14 protein-coding genes are annotated in these 13,885 nt (G+C 67.2%); 11 read left to right on the top strand and 3 right to left on the bottom strand.

From position 1 onward, the window contains the following. Window positions 1–20: 20 nt before the first annotated feature. From AC06G6_RS17790 to AC06G6_RS17745, 10 genes are all read left to right on the top strand, one after another. Window positions 21–767, top strand: a complete 747-nt coding sequence (locus AC06G6_RS17790) for an SDR family NAD(P)-dependent oxidoreductase (protein WP_479824311.1) — start codon at window positions 21–23, stop codon at window positions 765–767. Then, window positions 760–1,452: a carboxymuconolactone decarboxylase family protein gene (locus AC06G6_RS17785; RefSeq protein ID WP_479824309.1), complete on the top strand. Its 693-nt coding sequence runs from the start codon at window positions 760–762 to the stop codon at window positions 1,450–1,452. The genes AC06G6_RS17790 and AC06G6_RS17785 overlap by 8 nt, the downstream gene beginning before the upstream one ends. Beyond that, on the top strand, window positions 1,449–2,465 hold the full coding sequence (locus tag AC06G6_RS17780; protein ID WP_479824307.1) for a TAXI family TRAP transporter solute-binding subunit: 1,017 nt from the start codon (window positions 1,449–1,451) through the stop codon (window positions 2,463–2,465). Before AC06G6_RS17785 ends, AC06G6_RS17780 begins: the two co-directional genes overlap by 4 nt. 6 nt (window positions 2,466–2,471) lie before the next feature. After that, window positions 2,472–2,987 (top strand): hypothetical protein, encoded by a 516-nt coding sequence (locus tag AC06G6_RS17775; protein WP_479824305.1) that lies wholly within the window; start codon window positions 2,472–2,474, stop codon window positions 2,985–2,987. Continuing rightward, window positions 2,984–5,155, top strand: a complete 2,172-nt coding sequence (locus AC06G6_RS17770; protein WP_479824303.1) for a TRAP transporter permease — start codon at window positions 2,984–2,986, stop codon at window positions 5,153–5,155. The genes AC06G6_RS17775 and AC06G6_RS17770 overlap by 4 nt, the downstream gene beginning before the upstream one ends. A 118-nt stretch (window positions 5,156–5,273) precedes the next feature. Next, the gene (locus AC06G6_RS17765; protein WP_479824301.1) at window positions 5,274–6,179 is read left to right on the top strand and encodes a dihydrodipicolinate synthase family protein; all 906 of its coding nucleotides are present in this window, start codon (window positions 5,274–5,276) and stop codon (window positions 6,177–6,179) included. Continuing rightward, window positions 6,179–6,952, top strand: coding sequence for an SDR family oxidoreductase (locus AC06G6_RS17760; RefSeq protein ID WP_479824299.1), 774 nt, complete (start codon window positions 6,179–6,181; stop codon window positions 6,950–6,952). Before AC06G6_RS17765 ends, AC06G6_RS17760 begins: the two co-directional genes overlap by 1 nt. Before the next feature lie 16 nt (window positions 6,953–6,968). Next, complete coding sequence (locus AC06G6_RS17755; protein ID WP_479824297.1) at window positions 6,969–7,904, top strand: fumarylacetoacetate hydrolase family protein; 936 nt, start codon at window positions 6,969–6,971, stop codon at window positions 7,902–7,904. Beyond that, complete coding sequence (locus tag AC06G6_RS17750) at window positions 7,901–9,118, top strand: CaiB/BaiF CoA transferase family protein (RefSeq protein ID WP_479824295.1); 1,218 nt, start codon at window positions 7,901–7,903, stop codon at window positions 9,116–9,118. Before AC06G6_RS17755 ends, AC06G6_RS17750 begins: the two co-directional genes overlap by 4 nt. Before the next feature lie 4 nt (window positions 9,119–9,122). Continuing rightward, the gene (locus AC06G6_RS17745) at window positions 9,123–10,283 is read left to right on the top strand and encodes an acyl-CoA dehydrogenase family protein (RefSeq protein WP_479824293.1); all 1,161 of its coding nucleotides are present in this window, start codon (window positions 9,123–9,125) and stop codon (window positions 10,281–10,283) included. Here the strand turns inward: AC06G6_RS17745 and lhgO are convergent. From lhgO to AC06G6_RS17730, 3 genes are all read right to left on the bottom strand, one after another. Next, window positions 10,258–11,502 carry an L-2-hydroxyglutarate oxidase gene (gene lhgO, locus AC06G6_RS17740; RefSeq protein WP_479824291.1) on the bottom strand — a complete coding sequence of 415 codons (1,245 nt, stop codon included), beginning with the start codon at window positions 11,500–11,502 and terminating at the stop codon, window positions 10,258–10,260. The genes AC06G6_RS17745 and lhgO overlap by 26 nt on opposite strands. Then, window positions 11,499–12,155, bottom strand: a complete 657-nt coding sequence (locus tag AC06G6_RS17735) for a flavin reductase family protein (protein WP_479824288.1) — start codon at window positions 12,153–12,155, stop codon at window positions 11,499–11,501. The genes lhgO and AC06G6_RS17735 overlap by 4 nt, the downstream gene beginning before the upstream one ends. A gap of 109 nt (window positions 12,156–12,264) precedes the next feature. After that, entirely contained in the window at window positions 12,265–13,158 is an 894-nt protein-coding gene (locus AC06G6_RS17730; protein ID WP_479824285.1) for an alpha/beta fold hydrolase, read from the bottom strand. 82 nt (window positions 13,159–13,240) lie between these two features. On the opposite strand from AC06G6_RS17730, the gene AC06G6_RS17725 reads away from it, so the two are divergent. Further along, a complete protein-coding gene (locus AC06G6_RS17725) occupies window positions 13,241–13,867 on the top strand; it encodes a dihydrofolate reductase family protein (protein ID WP_479824283.1) in 627 nt (208 codons plus the stop codon). Window positions 13,868–13,885 lie beyond the last annotated feature (18 nt).

The raw sequence follows: 13,885 nt of genomic DNA, 5'->3' as shown, positions 1-13,885 counted from the left end.
CAGCCGCCCGCCGGAACGTCGTGGCGTCCGTGAACGACTGGCTCGGGCTGGGCGGGGCGCGGGTACTGGTTGCCGGAGCCGGAGGAATCGGGAGCGCCTGCATCGGGGAATTCATAGCAGCCGGGGCGAGCGTGCTCGCGGTTGACCGCGATGACTCCCGGCTGGCTGCCCTGGGTCAGGGCCCGGCCACCGAGCGGGTCGACCTCACGACCACGCAGGGCTGTGAGGATGCCGTTGCCGCAGCCCAGGAACGGCTCGGCGGCCTGGACGTTCTGGTGCACGCCATCGGTGTCAACCACCGGGTGCCGATTCTCGAAACCGCGGATGAGGACTGGAACCGCATCCTGGAGCTCAACCTCACCAGCGCCTTCCGGCTGGGCCGCGCGGCCGGCCGCGTCATGGTCGAGGCCGGCTTCGGGCGCCAGATCTACTGCTCGTCGGTCTCCAGCATCCTGGCGCACCCCGACCACGGTCCCTACGCAGCCAGCAAAGGCGGCATCAATCAGCTGGTCCGGGTCATGGCCCGCGAGTGGGCCTCCCGCGGAGTAACGGTAAACGCGATCGCCCCCGGCTACGTGGACACGGAACTTACCAAGGCGCATCTGGACCGCCCCGGGGTGCGCGAGCACTACACCTCGATGGTCCCGGCCGGCCGGCTCGGTACGGTCAACGACCTCACCGGTCCCGTTCTTTATCTGGCTTCCCGCCAGGCGGCGTTCGTCACCGGTCATGTCCTGTACGTGGACGGGGGCAGGACCCTTGTCTAAATCGGTCCGCGGGGAAGCCGTGTCCGCCGTTTCCGGGCCACGCCAGGGCGGGCGCTTTCCCCTCCTTGCCCCTCACGAACTCTCGGACCAGCAGCGCGATCTCTATGACGCCATCGCCGGCCCGCCGAGGGGCAACGGGCCATTTTCCCTTGCCGACGAAGCCGGTTGCCTCACCGGCCCCTTTAACGCGCTGCTGCACTCGCCCGCCATCGGAGACGCGGTACAGGCGCTGGGTGCCGTCCTGCGCTTTGGAGGATCACTGCCGGACCGCACGCGGGAACTGGTCATCTGCGCCGTCGCCGCGGAACTGGAGTCCGCCTACGAGTGGTACGCGCACAGCCAGGTCGCCACGAGCGTGGGCGTCAGCGGCGCAGAGCTGAAGAAGCTTCACGACGGCGAATCCCCGGACACGCTGACCGCGGACGAAAGCTCGGCGCTGGGCCTGACGCGTGCCCTGCTCCGCGGCACAACCGTCGGCCCGGAAGTACATGCGGCCGCCCTTGAACACTTCGGACACGGTGGCATTACGGAGATTTCGGTGCTGGTGGGGTACTACCGCCTGCTGGCTGGCATCCTCGCCGCCGGAGACGTTCCCCTTCCGCCGGCCGCTACCGGAGGACTGCGCACAGGACCGGCTGACACTCATTCAATCAACACCATCACTACCCAGGGAGAAAAACCATGACCGCAATGACCATCCCTGCCCGGAGGCGCATGCAGCGTCTGTGGGCGGCAGCAGCCCTTGTTCCGGCAGTTTTCCTGACCGCGTGCGGCAGCCCCGCTCCCAGCGGCGGTGGCGGAGCCGGGGGTGCGTCGGGCCAGGGCGGCACCTTGTCCATCGCTACGGGCGGCACCGGCGGCGTCTACTATCCGCTGGGCGGTGGCTTCGCCACCGTCATCGGGGACAAAGTCGAGGGCTATAACGCCACCGTCCAGGAAACGAACGCTTCCGTGGACAACATGCTGCTGATCGAGAATGGGTCGGCGCAGCTCGCCTTCTCGGTGGGCGACGTGGTTTCCGATGCCGTCAAAGGCGAGGGCGAATTCAAGGGAAAGCCGCAGGAGGTCTGCTCCCTTGGCAACATCTACAACAATTTCATGCAGGCCGTCACTGTCAACGACAAAGGGATCCAGAACGTAAAGGACATGGCGGGCAAAGTCGTCTCGGTCGGCGCGCCCAGCTCCGCCACGGAGGTAGGGGCGCTGCGCATCCTCGAGGCCGCCGGAATCGATCCGACGTCGGGCATCCAGCGCCGCCAGCTCGGAGCGGCGGAGACTGTCGCTGCGCTCCGCGACGGAACGATCGACGCCGGATTCTGGTCCGGCGGGCTGCCCACCGGCGCGCTGATTGACCTGGCCGGCGACGGCGACATGAAGCTGGTGCCGATCGGGGAGTACGCGGACCCGCTCGCGCAGAAATACGGCGCCTACTACGTGAAGCAGGACATCCCGGCCAACACCTACGAGGGGCAGACCGAGGCCGTCCCGGCGATCGCTTCGCCGAACATCCTGGTTGCCAGCAAGAAAATGGACCAGAAGCTTCAGCAGGACATCACCACCGCCCTCTTTGACAACAAGGAGGCGCTGGTCAAGGTCCATCCCGCAGCCGCCGAGATGGATCCGGCCACCGCGGGGAAGGTCGCCTTCGTGGAGACCTGCCCGGGTTCGAAGGCCTACTTCGACAAGGCCGGAAGCTAGGACCCCATGCCTAAGCCAGCCGCCGCCGTCGTCGGCCTCGTTTGCCTCGGCATGCTGGGAGCGGGTGGGATTGCCGTGGCCGGCGCGCCGGCTGAATCCCGCGGTTCCCGCGCCCTGGTGATCAGCAACGACGGCGGCGTGCTGGCCAGCATTCCCCTTTCCGGGGACACGTTCGCGGTGAGCTACCGCAATTCCATCTACGGCACCGTCGCTGAAGAGCGGTACACCGTGCAGGAGGACGGAAGCTACCGCCTGGCGCAGCTGGCCGCCGACCAGCTGGCGGTGCTTGAAGAGTATTACGCCGTCCCCGGAGCGCCGTCTGCGGCCGGGGACACCGACCGCCGGGAATGGGTGACCGACCCCGACCCGGGGCACCCCGCGGAGTTCAGCCGGCTGTCGCTCGCAGCAACGGACCTGGGCCGGCGCACCGTACACGTCCCGGGTGCCCCGCCGCTTGAACTATGGAAGTTAGTCGAAGACAGCGACCCGTTCGTTGTGCTATCCCTCAAGGAGACCCCATGACCGAGACACCCAACGGCAACGGAGCCGTTGATGCACGCACCTCGCCTGAACCCCCGGGGAGTACCGTGCGGAAGGGGAGTACCGAGCGGGCGGGGAGCACCGTGCCGAAGGGAACCACCGGGCGGGCGGACGCGGACAAGGACGCCGACGTCAACCCCATGGACCTGGCGAGGGACGGGGCGATTGATGAAGAGGCGCTGATCGCGGAGTTTGAGGCGGAGAAACCCGCACGCCACTTGAGCGGGATCCCCGCCATCGTGGTGAAAACCCTTTGTGTGGCAATGTCCCTGTTTGTGCTGTATTGGGTCTTCAACCCGATGCCCACCCAGTTCTACCTGCCCGCGTTCCTGATGTTCGGGCTGCCCCTGACCTTCCTGGTCTACCGCGGGTGGGGCCGCTCGGCTGCGGCCAAGGAGGCCGGACGTTCCGACAACCCGCCCATCCTGGACTGGCTGCTCGCCGTAATTGCCGTGGTGCCGTTCGCCTACATCATCTCGGACTGGGACGGCTTTTTCCGCCGCGCAATCACCCCGACCTACCTGGACCTGGCCATGGGCGTGATCGCGATCCTGGTCACGCTGGAGGCAGCCCGCCGGACCGTGGGCATCCTCGTCCCGCTCGTCGTGATGGGCTTCTTCGTCTATGCGGCGCTCGGTTCCTTCGTCCCTGCACCGTTCAACACGGCGTCCTTCAACTGGATCCGCCTCGTCGGCCACAATGTCATGGGGACGCAAGGGCTGTTCGGGGTTCCCACCGACGTCGCGGCGTCCTACATCATTCTTTTCACCATCTACGGCGCCGTTCTGGGCGCCTCGGGCGCCACCAAATTCTTCATCGACCTCTCGTTCTCCGCTTTCGGGCAGTCGAAGTCGGGCCCTGGCCGGACCGTGACCCTGGCCGGCTTCCTGCTCGGCACCGTGTCGGGTTCCGGCGTCGCCACCACCGTGACCCTCGGCGGCATCTCCTGGCCGCTGCTGCGCAAAGCCGGCTACCCGAAGGAACACGGCGGCGCCATCCTGGCGGCTGCCGGTATCGGCGCCATCTTGTCCCCGCCCACCCTCGGCGCCGCAGCCTTCATCATCGCCGCGCTGCTGGGAGTCTCATACCTCCAGGTACTCATCTGGGCCACCATTCCCACGGTCCTTTATTACTTCGGCATCATCCTCGCCATCGAAATGGACGCCCGGCGGTTCAAGACCCGGGCGGTCGAGCTGGACGTCAAGCCGGTCGGCAAACTGCTGCTGCGGTTCGGATACCACTTCAGTTCCCTGATCGCGATCGTGCTGTTCATGTCCATGGGCATGACACCCTTCCGGGCCGTGGTCTACGCCACGGGTCTCGCATTTATCCTCAGCTTCCTGGACCGCCAGTCCTGGCTAACGCCCAAGCGCATCTACGACGCGCTCGCCCTCGGCGCCATGGGCGCCCTCTCCGTGATCCCCGTTATGGCGGCCGCCGGCCTGATCGTCGGCATCATGACCCTCACCGGCCTCGGCCTGAAGCTCGCGAATATCATCGTGGACTTTGCCGGCGGCAGCCTGCTCCTGACCGCCATCTTCTCCGCGATCTCCGTCACCCTCCTGGGACTTGCGGTGCCGGTCACGGCCAGCTTCATCATTTCGTGGGTGATCATCGGACCCGCCCTGCAGGACGTCGGGGTGCCGGCCTTCGCGGCCGCGATGTTCATCTTCTATTACTCGGTGCTCAGCGAGGTGTCACCGCCGACGGCACTGTCGCCGTTCGCGGCGTCCGCCATTACCGGCGGAAAACCCATCAAGACGATGTGGCTGACCTGGCGGTACACGCTGTCGGCGTTCCTGGTCCCGTTCATCTTTGTGCTGTCCGACGACGGCGTCGGGCTGCTGCTGCAGGGCGGTCCGGGGACGGTTGCGCTGGCGTTCGTCGTCTCGCTCCTGGCTGTGGCCTCCCTTGCCGTGGCAACCGGAGCCTGGCTCCTCGGCCCGGCCCGCTGGCCCGAAAGGATTCTGCTGGGCGTCGGGTCACTGCCCATGCTCGTTATGGAGCCCCTCTACATCGGCATCGGGGCGGCCATCATTGCCGTGGGCGTCCTGGTCCATATCCTCGGGCTGCGCCGGCATCGCCGGGACGAACCGGGCGGCGCCGCCGCCGTGTCCTCGTCCCGGGAGGCAAAGCCCGAGCGGACGTGACCTCCACAGGCGTTTGATCCGGCGTCCGGAATGCCCGGACGCCGGCCGCGGCGCCGGCGCTGGCCAGCGCCGATCCCACAGTTTCGATGGCCCATGGCCGAAAGGACTACGCATCACTATGACGACACCAATCCCGCACCTCGCCCCAGGGCTCTGGGGAGTCCTGGCAACACCCTTCAGCGGACCGCAGTTCGCCGTGGACACCGAGTCCCTGCGCCGCGAAGTGCAGCTGTACACCGCACTACCGGCCACCGGAATGGTGGTGCTGGGCGTCTTCGGCGAGGGAGCATCCCTGGACGCCGGGGAGCAGGCCCTGGTGGTGCGCACCGTCGCCGAGGCGGGGAAGGACGCGCCTCTCGTGGTGGGCCTTTCAGCCCGCTCAACGGCAGTGGCGCTGGAGCAAGCCCATACCGCGGTCAGTGCGGCCGGCAGCAACCTTGCAGCACTGATGGTGCAGGCCAACAGCTCCGATCCAGAGGTGCTTTCGGCCCACCTGACCGCCGTGCACCGGGCCACGGGCGCGGGCATCGTGCTGCAGGACTACCCCGTGGCGTCCGGCGTCACCATCAGTGCGGCGCAGATCCTTGAAGTCCTGGCGCAGTGCCCGTTCATCGTGGCCGTCAAGTCGGAAGCACCGCCCACCGCCTCCGCCATTGCCACGCTGACGCGCGGCACATCCGTGCCCGTCTACGGCGGACTGGGCGGAGTGGGACTGCTGGATGAACTCGCCGCCGGCGCGGCCGGCGCCATGACCGGCTTCTCCCACCCCGAGGGTCTCCAGGCCGCGCTGACAGCCTGGGCCGACGGCGGCTTCCAAGCCGCCCGCGAGGCATTTGCCCCGTGGCTGCCCCTGGTGAATTTCGAGGCCCAGCCCGGCGTCGGACTGGCCCTGCGCAAGGAAGTCCTGCGCCGCCGCGGCATCATCTCGGAATCCACCGTGCGGCCGCCCGCCCCGAAACTGCCGCCGGCGCTGGCGGACCTGATCGATGCCCACCTCGAAGCTGTCCGGGTGGTGACCGGCTGATGGAGACCGGTCTGAGGGGAAAGAACGTCCTGGTTCCGGGCGCAAGTTCGGGGATAGGCCTCGCCATCGCCCGGGCGTTGGCTGCCGAAGGCGCCAACGTGGTCTTGGCTGCCCGGCGCGGGGACCTGGCCCGGGCGGAAGCCGCGCGACTGGAGTCCGCCGTCGGGATCGGCATCGACCTCACCGACGGCGGCGCGCCGTCGGCCCTGGTGGACGCCGCGGTGGGCGCCTTTGGCCCCGTTGATGTGCTCATCCTCAACAGCGGCGGACCGCCTCCCGGCGGCGCCGCGGACGTCTCCGACGAACAGGCCCTGGCCGCCGTGCACCAGCTCCTGCTGCAGCACATGCGGCTCACCTCCCTTGTGCTTCCCGGCATGCGGGAGCGCGGGTGGGGGCGCGTCGTGGCAGTGGGCTCCAGCGGGGTGCAGCAGCCGCTGCCCAACCTGGCGCTGTCCAACATCGGCCGGGCCGGGCTCGCCGGTTACCTCAAGACCCTGGCGGCGGAGGTGGCCAAGGACGGTGTGACCGTCAACATGGTGCTCCCGGGCCGCATCGACACCGACCGTGTTGGCTCACTGGACGCTGCGGCGGCCAAACGCACCGGCCGCTCGCCGGAGGAGACGAGGGCGGCCTCGGAAGCATCGATCCCTGCCGGCCGGTACGGCAGACCTGAGGAATTCGCCGCCGTCGTGGCCTTCCTGGCGAGCGGACCTGCATCCTACGTGACCGGGGAACAGATCCGCTGCGACGGCGGACTCGTCCGTTCCTACTAATCGAAAGAACAAGGCCATGACATCCCGCATCCTTCACCTCTGCGCGATCCGCGACGGGTCCGCCGCCGACACCGCCAACCCCGGGCAGGCCCGCGAGGAGGCCGCCGTCGTCCACCCGCAACGGGGAGCCGCGCTGGTCCGCGACCTGCTCCCGGGCTTTACCGGCGACATCCTCGACGTCCTCACCGGAGACCTGCTCGGGGATCTCGAAGCAGCCGCAGCCAAGGCTGACGATGCCGTCTTCCGCGATCCGGAACATCTCACCTATGGTGCCCCGTACCGTCACCCGCGCATGCTGTGGGGGATCGGACTGAACTATGTGGAGCACGCCTCCGACCTCACCGAGGCGGTGCCCGACGAGCCGGCCTCGTTCATCAAAGGCGACCACACGGTCATCGGCCCGGGCGAGAACATCCCGATCCCGGACCAAAGCCAGCGCACCACCACCGAAGCGGAAATCGCCGTCGTGATCGGCCGGTACTGCCGCAATGTCGAGCCGGAGGATGCGCTGTCCTATCTGGCCGGCGTCGTACCGGTACTGGACCAGACGGCGGAGGACATCCTGCAGCGCAATCCGCGGTTCCTCACCCGCTCCAAGAACTTTCCGGGATTCTTTTCCTTCGGCCCCCGGATCGTGCCCCTCGCCGAGGTGGAGGCTGCCGCCGGCTCCCTGGCCGAAGTCACGGTATCCACCGTGGTCAACGGGGAGGTGCGCCGCAGCAATACGGTGTCGCACATGCGCTACGACCCGGCCTACCTAATCAGTTTCCACAGCAAGGTCATGCCGCTCTTCCCCGGTGACATCATCTCCACAGGAACGCCCGGAGCAGTCCACATCGAACCGGGGGACGTCGCCGAATGCCGCGTGACGGGGCTTGGAACCCTCCGCAATCCCGTGACCGCCTCCAGCGGAGACCCCAGCACCACCACCGAAGGAGCTGACGCTCGTTGAACAGCGCACAACTTGTCCCTGATGGCCCTCCCTCCGCCGCACCGCTGGCCGGAATCAAGGTGGCGGATTTCTCCCGGGTCCTTGCCGGACCCTTCGCCACCATGATGCTCGCTGATTTCGGCGCCGACGTGATCAAGGTCGAGAGCCCGGCCGGCGACGACACCCGGGCCTGGGTGCCTCCCGTGGACGAACACGGCGCGGGCACCTACTTCTCCAGCGTCAACCGGAACAAGCGCTCGGTCGTGTGCGACCTGCGCACCGAGGAAGGGCTCGCGCAGGCGCGGGACATTGCGCTGGCCGCCGACGTCGTTGTTGAGAATTTCCGGCCGGGCGTTATGCAGCGGTTCGGCCTGGACTATGAGACCCTCCGGGCGGAGCGCCCGGACCTGGTCTACTGCTCCATCACCGGATTTGGAAGCAAGGGCGGGGCGCACCTGCCCGGATACGACCTCCTGGTCCAGGCCGTGGGGGGACTCATGAGCGTCACCGGTTCCCCGGAATCGGAACCGAGCAAGGTGGGGGTGGCACTGGTGGACGTGGTGACCGGCCAGAACGCAGTCGTGGGCATCCTGGCCGCGCTGCGAAGCCGCGACCAGACCGGCAGGGGCCAGCGGGTCGACGTCAACCTGCTGTCCTCGCTGCTCGCCGGGCTCGTCAACCAGGCGTCCAGCACCCTCGCCACCGGCGAATCCCCGCAGCGCATGGGCAACGCCCACCCCAGCATCGCGCCGTACGAGACGCTGCGAACCGCAGACGCGCCCCTCGCCCTGGCCGTCGGAACGGACAAGCAGTTCGCCTCCCTGACACGCGTGCTGGGCGTTCCCGAACTGTCGGAGGACAGCAGGTTCCGCGGGAACTCGAACAGGGTGGCCCACCGGGTCGAGCTGAAGACCCTGCTTGAGGAGCAGCTTCGGAAAAAGCCGGCGGTGGAATGGTCGGGACTCCTGAGCGAGGCGGGCGTACCCGCCGGCAAGGTCAACTCCATCGTCGAAGCGATCCAGCTGGCCGCCGACCTCGGGCTGGAGCCGGTGGTGGAGATCGCGGACGGGTCCAGCCCCCGGGCCTCCCGACAAGTGGCCAACCCCATCCGGCTCTCGGAAACACCCGCCTCCTACCGGCGGCTGCCGCCGCTACTCGGCGAACACAGCGGCGCGACTTTCGCGGAGCAGAACAAACCGGCCGCCCTCCTCCCCACATCCACCACCGGAAAGTAGAACCATGACTGACACTTCAGACCTCATCGGCATCGACACACTGCTCACGCCGGAGGAACTCGCCGTGCGGGAGAAAGTCCGCGGGTTCGTGGACTCCGACATCAAACCGAATATCGCCGGCTGGTACGAGCGCGCGGAGTTCCCGCTGGAGATTGTCCCGCGTATGGCGGAACTGGGCCTGCTCGGCATGCACATCAAGGGCTACGGCTGCCCCGGCCGGAGCTCGGTGGAGTACGGTCTGGCCGCCCTGGAGCTGGAGGCCGGCGACTCGGGTCTGCGGACGTTTGTCAGCGTCCAGGGTTCGCTGGCCATGAGCGCCATCGCCAAACACGGATCGGAAGAGCAGAAACTCGAGTGGCTTCCGCGCATGGCCGCCGGAACTGCCATCGGCTGCTTCGGCCTCACCGAGCCGTCCGCCGGATCCGACCCCGGAAATATGCTGACCTTCGCAAAGCGCGACGGCGACGACTGGATCCTCAACGGCAGCAAGCGCTGGATCGGGCTGGCCTCGGTGGCACAGGTGGCCATCATCTGGGCAATGACCGACGACGGCGTCCGCGGCTTCGTCGTCCCCACCGGGACTCCCGGCTTCAAGGCCACCCCCATTGAGCAGAAGCTCTCCATGCGCGCCTCCATTCAGTGCGATATTGAGCTGACGGACATCCGGTTGCCGGCCAGTGCCATGCTTCCCAACGCCAAGGGACTCCGCGGCCCGTTCGAGTGCCTCAACGAAGCCCGGTACGGCATCATCTGGGGTGCCATGGGCGCGGCACGCGACAGCTTCCTCACGGCGCGGGATTACTCGCAGGAGCGCATGCAGTTCGGCAAGCCGCTCGCCGGCTACCAGCTGACACAGGAGAAGCTGGTCAACATGGCACTGGAGATTAACAAGGGCACGCTGCTGGCCCTGCAGTTGGGCCGGCTGAAGGACGCCGGAGTCCTCCAGCCGCACCAGATCTCCGTGGGCAAGCTGAACAACTGCCGCGAAGCGATCAAGATCTGCCGCGATGCCCGCGCCATGCTCGGCGGCAACGGCATCACCCTGGACTATTCCCCGCTGCGCCACGCCAACAATCTCGAAAGTGTGCGCACCTACGAGGGGACGGACGAGGTGCACACGCTGATCCTGGGCAACCACATCACCGGGATTCCGGCTTTTCGCTGAGGGGACCCCGCCGGACGTCACGCCCTTCGAGCGCCTGGTTAACGATGTACTCGGCGATGGCCAGGGAGGACGTGGCACCGGGGGAGGGTGCGTTGCGGACGAGGACCAGATCCTGGCGGCGGGCAATCACAAAGTCATCCACCAGCGACCCGTCCCCGTTCATCGCCTGGGCCCGTACGCCCCGCGTGCCGGGAACGATGGACGCACCCTCGAGCGAGGGGACGAAGCGCACGGCCTCGCTGATGAACTTGCGCTTGCTGATGACCGTCTGGAACTCGCGCGCTGCCGAGGGCAGGTTTTTGCGGGCGAAGTTCCAGAAGCCGGGGAACAGCGCGTAGTCCAGGACATCCCGCACATTGACGTCCTTCCAGGAGTAGGACTCCCGTCCGAACGAGATGAAGGCGTTGGGGCCCAGCATCATTTCGCCGTCGATGCGCTTGGTGAGGTGCACTCCAAGAAACGGATGCCGCGGATCAGGGACCGGATAGATCAGGCCCTTGACCTGGTTGCGTGCCTCCGGGCCGAGGAGGAAGTACTGCCCGAAGAACGGCACGATGCGGGGGGTGGAGGGTTCCCCCGTCGACGCCGCCAGCCGGTCGGACTGCAGCCCGGTACACGCCACCACAAGGTCGTAGTGTTCACCGCCGTCTTTGGTGTACACCACAACGCCCTGCCCCTGCTGCTCCAGAGAGCTGACTTCCTGTCCCAGCCTGATCTGCCCGCCTCCCCGGCGGACGTCGTCGGCCAGGGCATGGGTGACAGCGGCGTAGTCAACGATGGCCGTTTCCGGCGAGTGCAGTGCCGAGACCCCGACAGCATTCGGCTCCACGTCCTTGATCTCGTCGCTGCTGAGCATCGCGGCTCCGGGCACGCGGTTGGCCTGTGCCCGGACAAAGATGTCGTCGAGCCGCCGGCTTTCTTCGGCCGTCTGAGCGATGACCAGCTTTCCGCACTGATCGTAGGGGAGCTTCTTGGCGGCGCAGTATTCCTTCAGCAGATCGACTCCCCGGCGGCATAGCGTGGCCTTCAGGCCGCCGGGTTCGTAGTAGAGGCCCGCATGCACCACTCCGGAGTTGTGGCCCGTCTGGTGATAGGCGAGTTTCTCCTCCTTCTCGTAGACCGTGACCGATGCACCGTCCAGTTGGTTGATCAGCTCCCGTGCAACGGCGACGCCGATGATGCCGCCGCCGACGACGGCACAGCGCAATGGCCTGCTCATGCTGCTCGTCCTTCCCCACTCTTCAGGGCGTCCTGTTCCGTGCTGGGGACCCGCATTTCGAAGGTCTCACGCACCACGGTGTAGTCAAAGTAGCCCAGGCGGGCGATTGGTTCGATTTTCTCGATGTCCAGACGGCCGTCGACGGTGATGACCGCATCGTCGATGTGGATGGTTTCAACGGTTGCGAAGATCACGTCGACCGTCCCGGCGGGGGTGGCCCCCGGAATCCGGTGGGTGGAATGGTACTTGCACTCGAACTTCACGGGGCTCTGTTGCACCATGGGGATCGGGTAATTATCGGCATAGCTTCGTGTGAGCCCCAGATGATCGAATTCGCTCTCCTCCGGACCCAGCGCCATCGCGCTCCTGTTAACGGATTCCCGTAGTGGATAGGTCGCCATGTTCCACACGAACCAGCCGGTGGCCTCGGCGTTGATCACGGTGTCTTTCCGGCGCCCGTCGGGGTACTGGGTGGCTGAAAACATCACCATGGGCGGGTCGGACATCAGGTTCTGCCACTGGCTGTAAGGGGCGATGTTTTCCACGCCGGTGGCGCTGACACTGGAGAGCCAGCCGATGGGACGGGGAATTGTGCAGCTTTTGAAGGGCGAGTACGGCAATGGGCTTGGTTCGGTAGCCGGGTTGTACTTCATGACTTCTCTCCATGTGGTGGGGGTCACTGCAACCCACTCATCCTCTCAGAAGCCGTCCACCGCGCATCGACCCAACCCATCGACTCTCCAGGGGCCCGCGCCGAAGCGCCTAGTCGAACAGGCTCAGCACGGCCTGCGCGAACGCCTCCGGGTCCTCCTGCGGAACGTTGTGTCCAATTCCGGGAAGGACGCGTTGGCTGTAGGGGCCGGTGAAGTAGTCTCTGCCGGCCGTCGCTGCGGGGCCGCCGACGCCGTCGTCCCCGCTTTCGAGCACCACCGTCGGGACGGTGATGCGCGGCTCCCGGGCGATCAGGTCCTCGAACCGCTGGTACCGGGGGTCGCCGTCGGCCAGTCCGTACCGGTGGCGGTAGGAGTGGATGACGACGTCGACGAAATCGGGGTTGTGCAGGCTCGGGGCGCTGGCGGGAAACGCCTCGCGCGCGCCAGCCCAGGCGGGCGACCAGGTGCGCCAGAGCAGCTCGCAGAGTTCGTCGCGGTTCAGCTCCAGCCCGCGGCGGCCTCGCTCCGAGTGGAAGTAGTACTGGTACCAGTAGCTCAGCTCCCACTCCGGGGTGGCTGGTTCGCCGGAACGCGCGAGGTTGTGCATGTTATAGCCGCCGACGGTGACCAGGCCGGCGATGCGTCCGGGGTCCAGTGCCGCCACGATGCACGCCGCCCGGCCGCCCCAGTCGTAGCCCGCCACGACGGCCTGGTCAATGCTGAGGGCGTCCATGAAGTCGAGGAGATCCTGCGCGAGGGCGGCTTGCTGTCCCGAGCGGATCGTCGTCGGATCGAGGAAGCGCGTCGGGCCGAAGCCGCGAAGGTACGGCGCGAGCACGAAGGCGCCCTGGCCGGCGAGGACCGGCGCGACGTCCTCGAAGGCCCGGACGTCGTACGGGAACCCGTGCAGGAGGATGACCGGGGTCCCGCCCGGATCACCCGCGGACTCGTAGCCGACGTCCAGCACGGGGGTGTGGACGCGGCCGAAGGATGAAAAGCTCATGCTGCCATTCTGACCCAACGCACAGCCATTGCCCTTGGCGTCTGCGACGCATAGCCTGACCGTGCCGAGCAGGGAGAAGACCATGAAACTGACAGTGACCGAATTCGTGAGCCTCGACGGCGTATCGCAGGGCCCGGGATCGCCAGAGGAAGACACGAGCGACGGGTTTACCCGGGGCGGATGGCTGGTCCCCTACATGGACCAGGCGTTCATCCGCCAGGCCGCGGAATGGCTCGGCCAGGCCGACGCACTCCTGCTCGGCCGGCGCACCTACGACGCCTTCGCGCGGGACTGGCCGCAGATCACGGATCCGAATGATCCCTTCACCGTGCTCATGAACAGCCTGCCGAAATACGTCGCCTCGCACACCCTGACCACCGGCTCCTGGAATCCGACCACGGTCCTCTCCGCCGACGTCGAGGCCCAGGTCGCGGACCTCAAACAGCAGCCCGGACGGGAACTCCAGGTCCACGGAAGCGCCCGGCTCGTCCAGTCCCTGCTGGCCGCGGACCTGATTGATGAGTTCCGGCTCGTGGTCGCCCCCGTCATCGTCGGTCTCGGCCGCCGCCTGTTCCCCGACCGCGGCCCGTCCGCGGGGCTGCGCCTCGTCAGCAGCCAGAGCACCCCCGGCGGACTCACCCTCCAGGTCTACGAACGGGCCGGACTCGCCACCTACGCGACCTACACGGGCGTCTCGGATGTGCCCTGAGCTGCAGCACGCGCCAAC

The organism is Arthrobacter sp. CJL-S3 (assembly GCF_056711635.1).
Note: the sequence above shows the minus strand (reverse complement) of the source record. Positions and strands in the feature narration are given on the sequence as shown.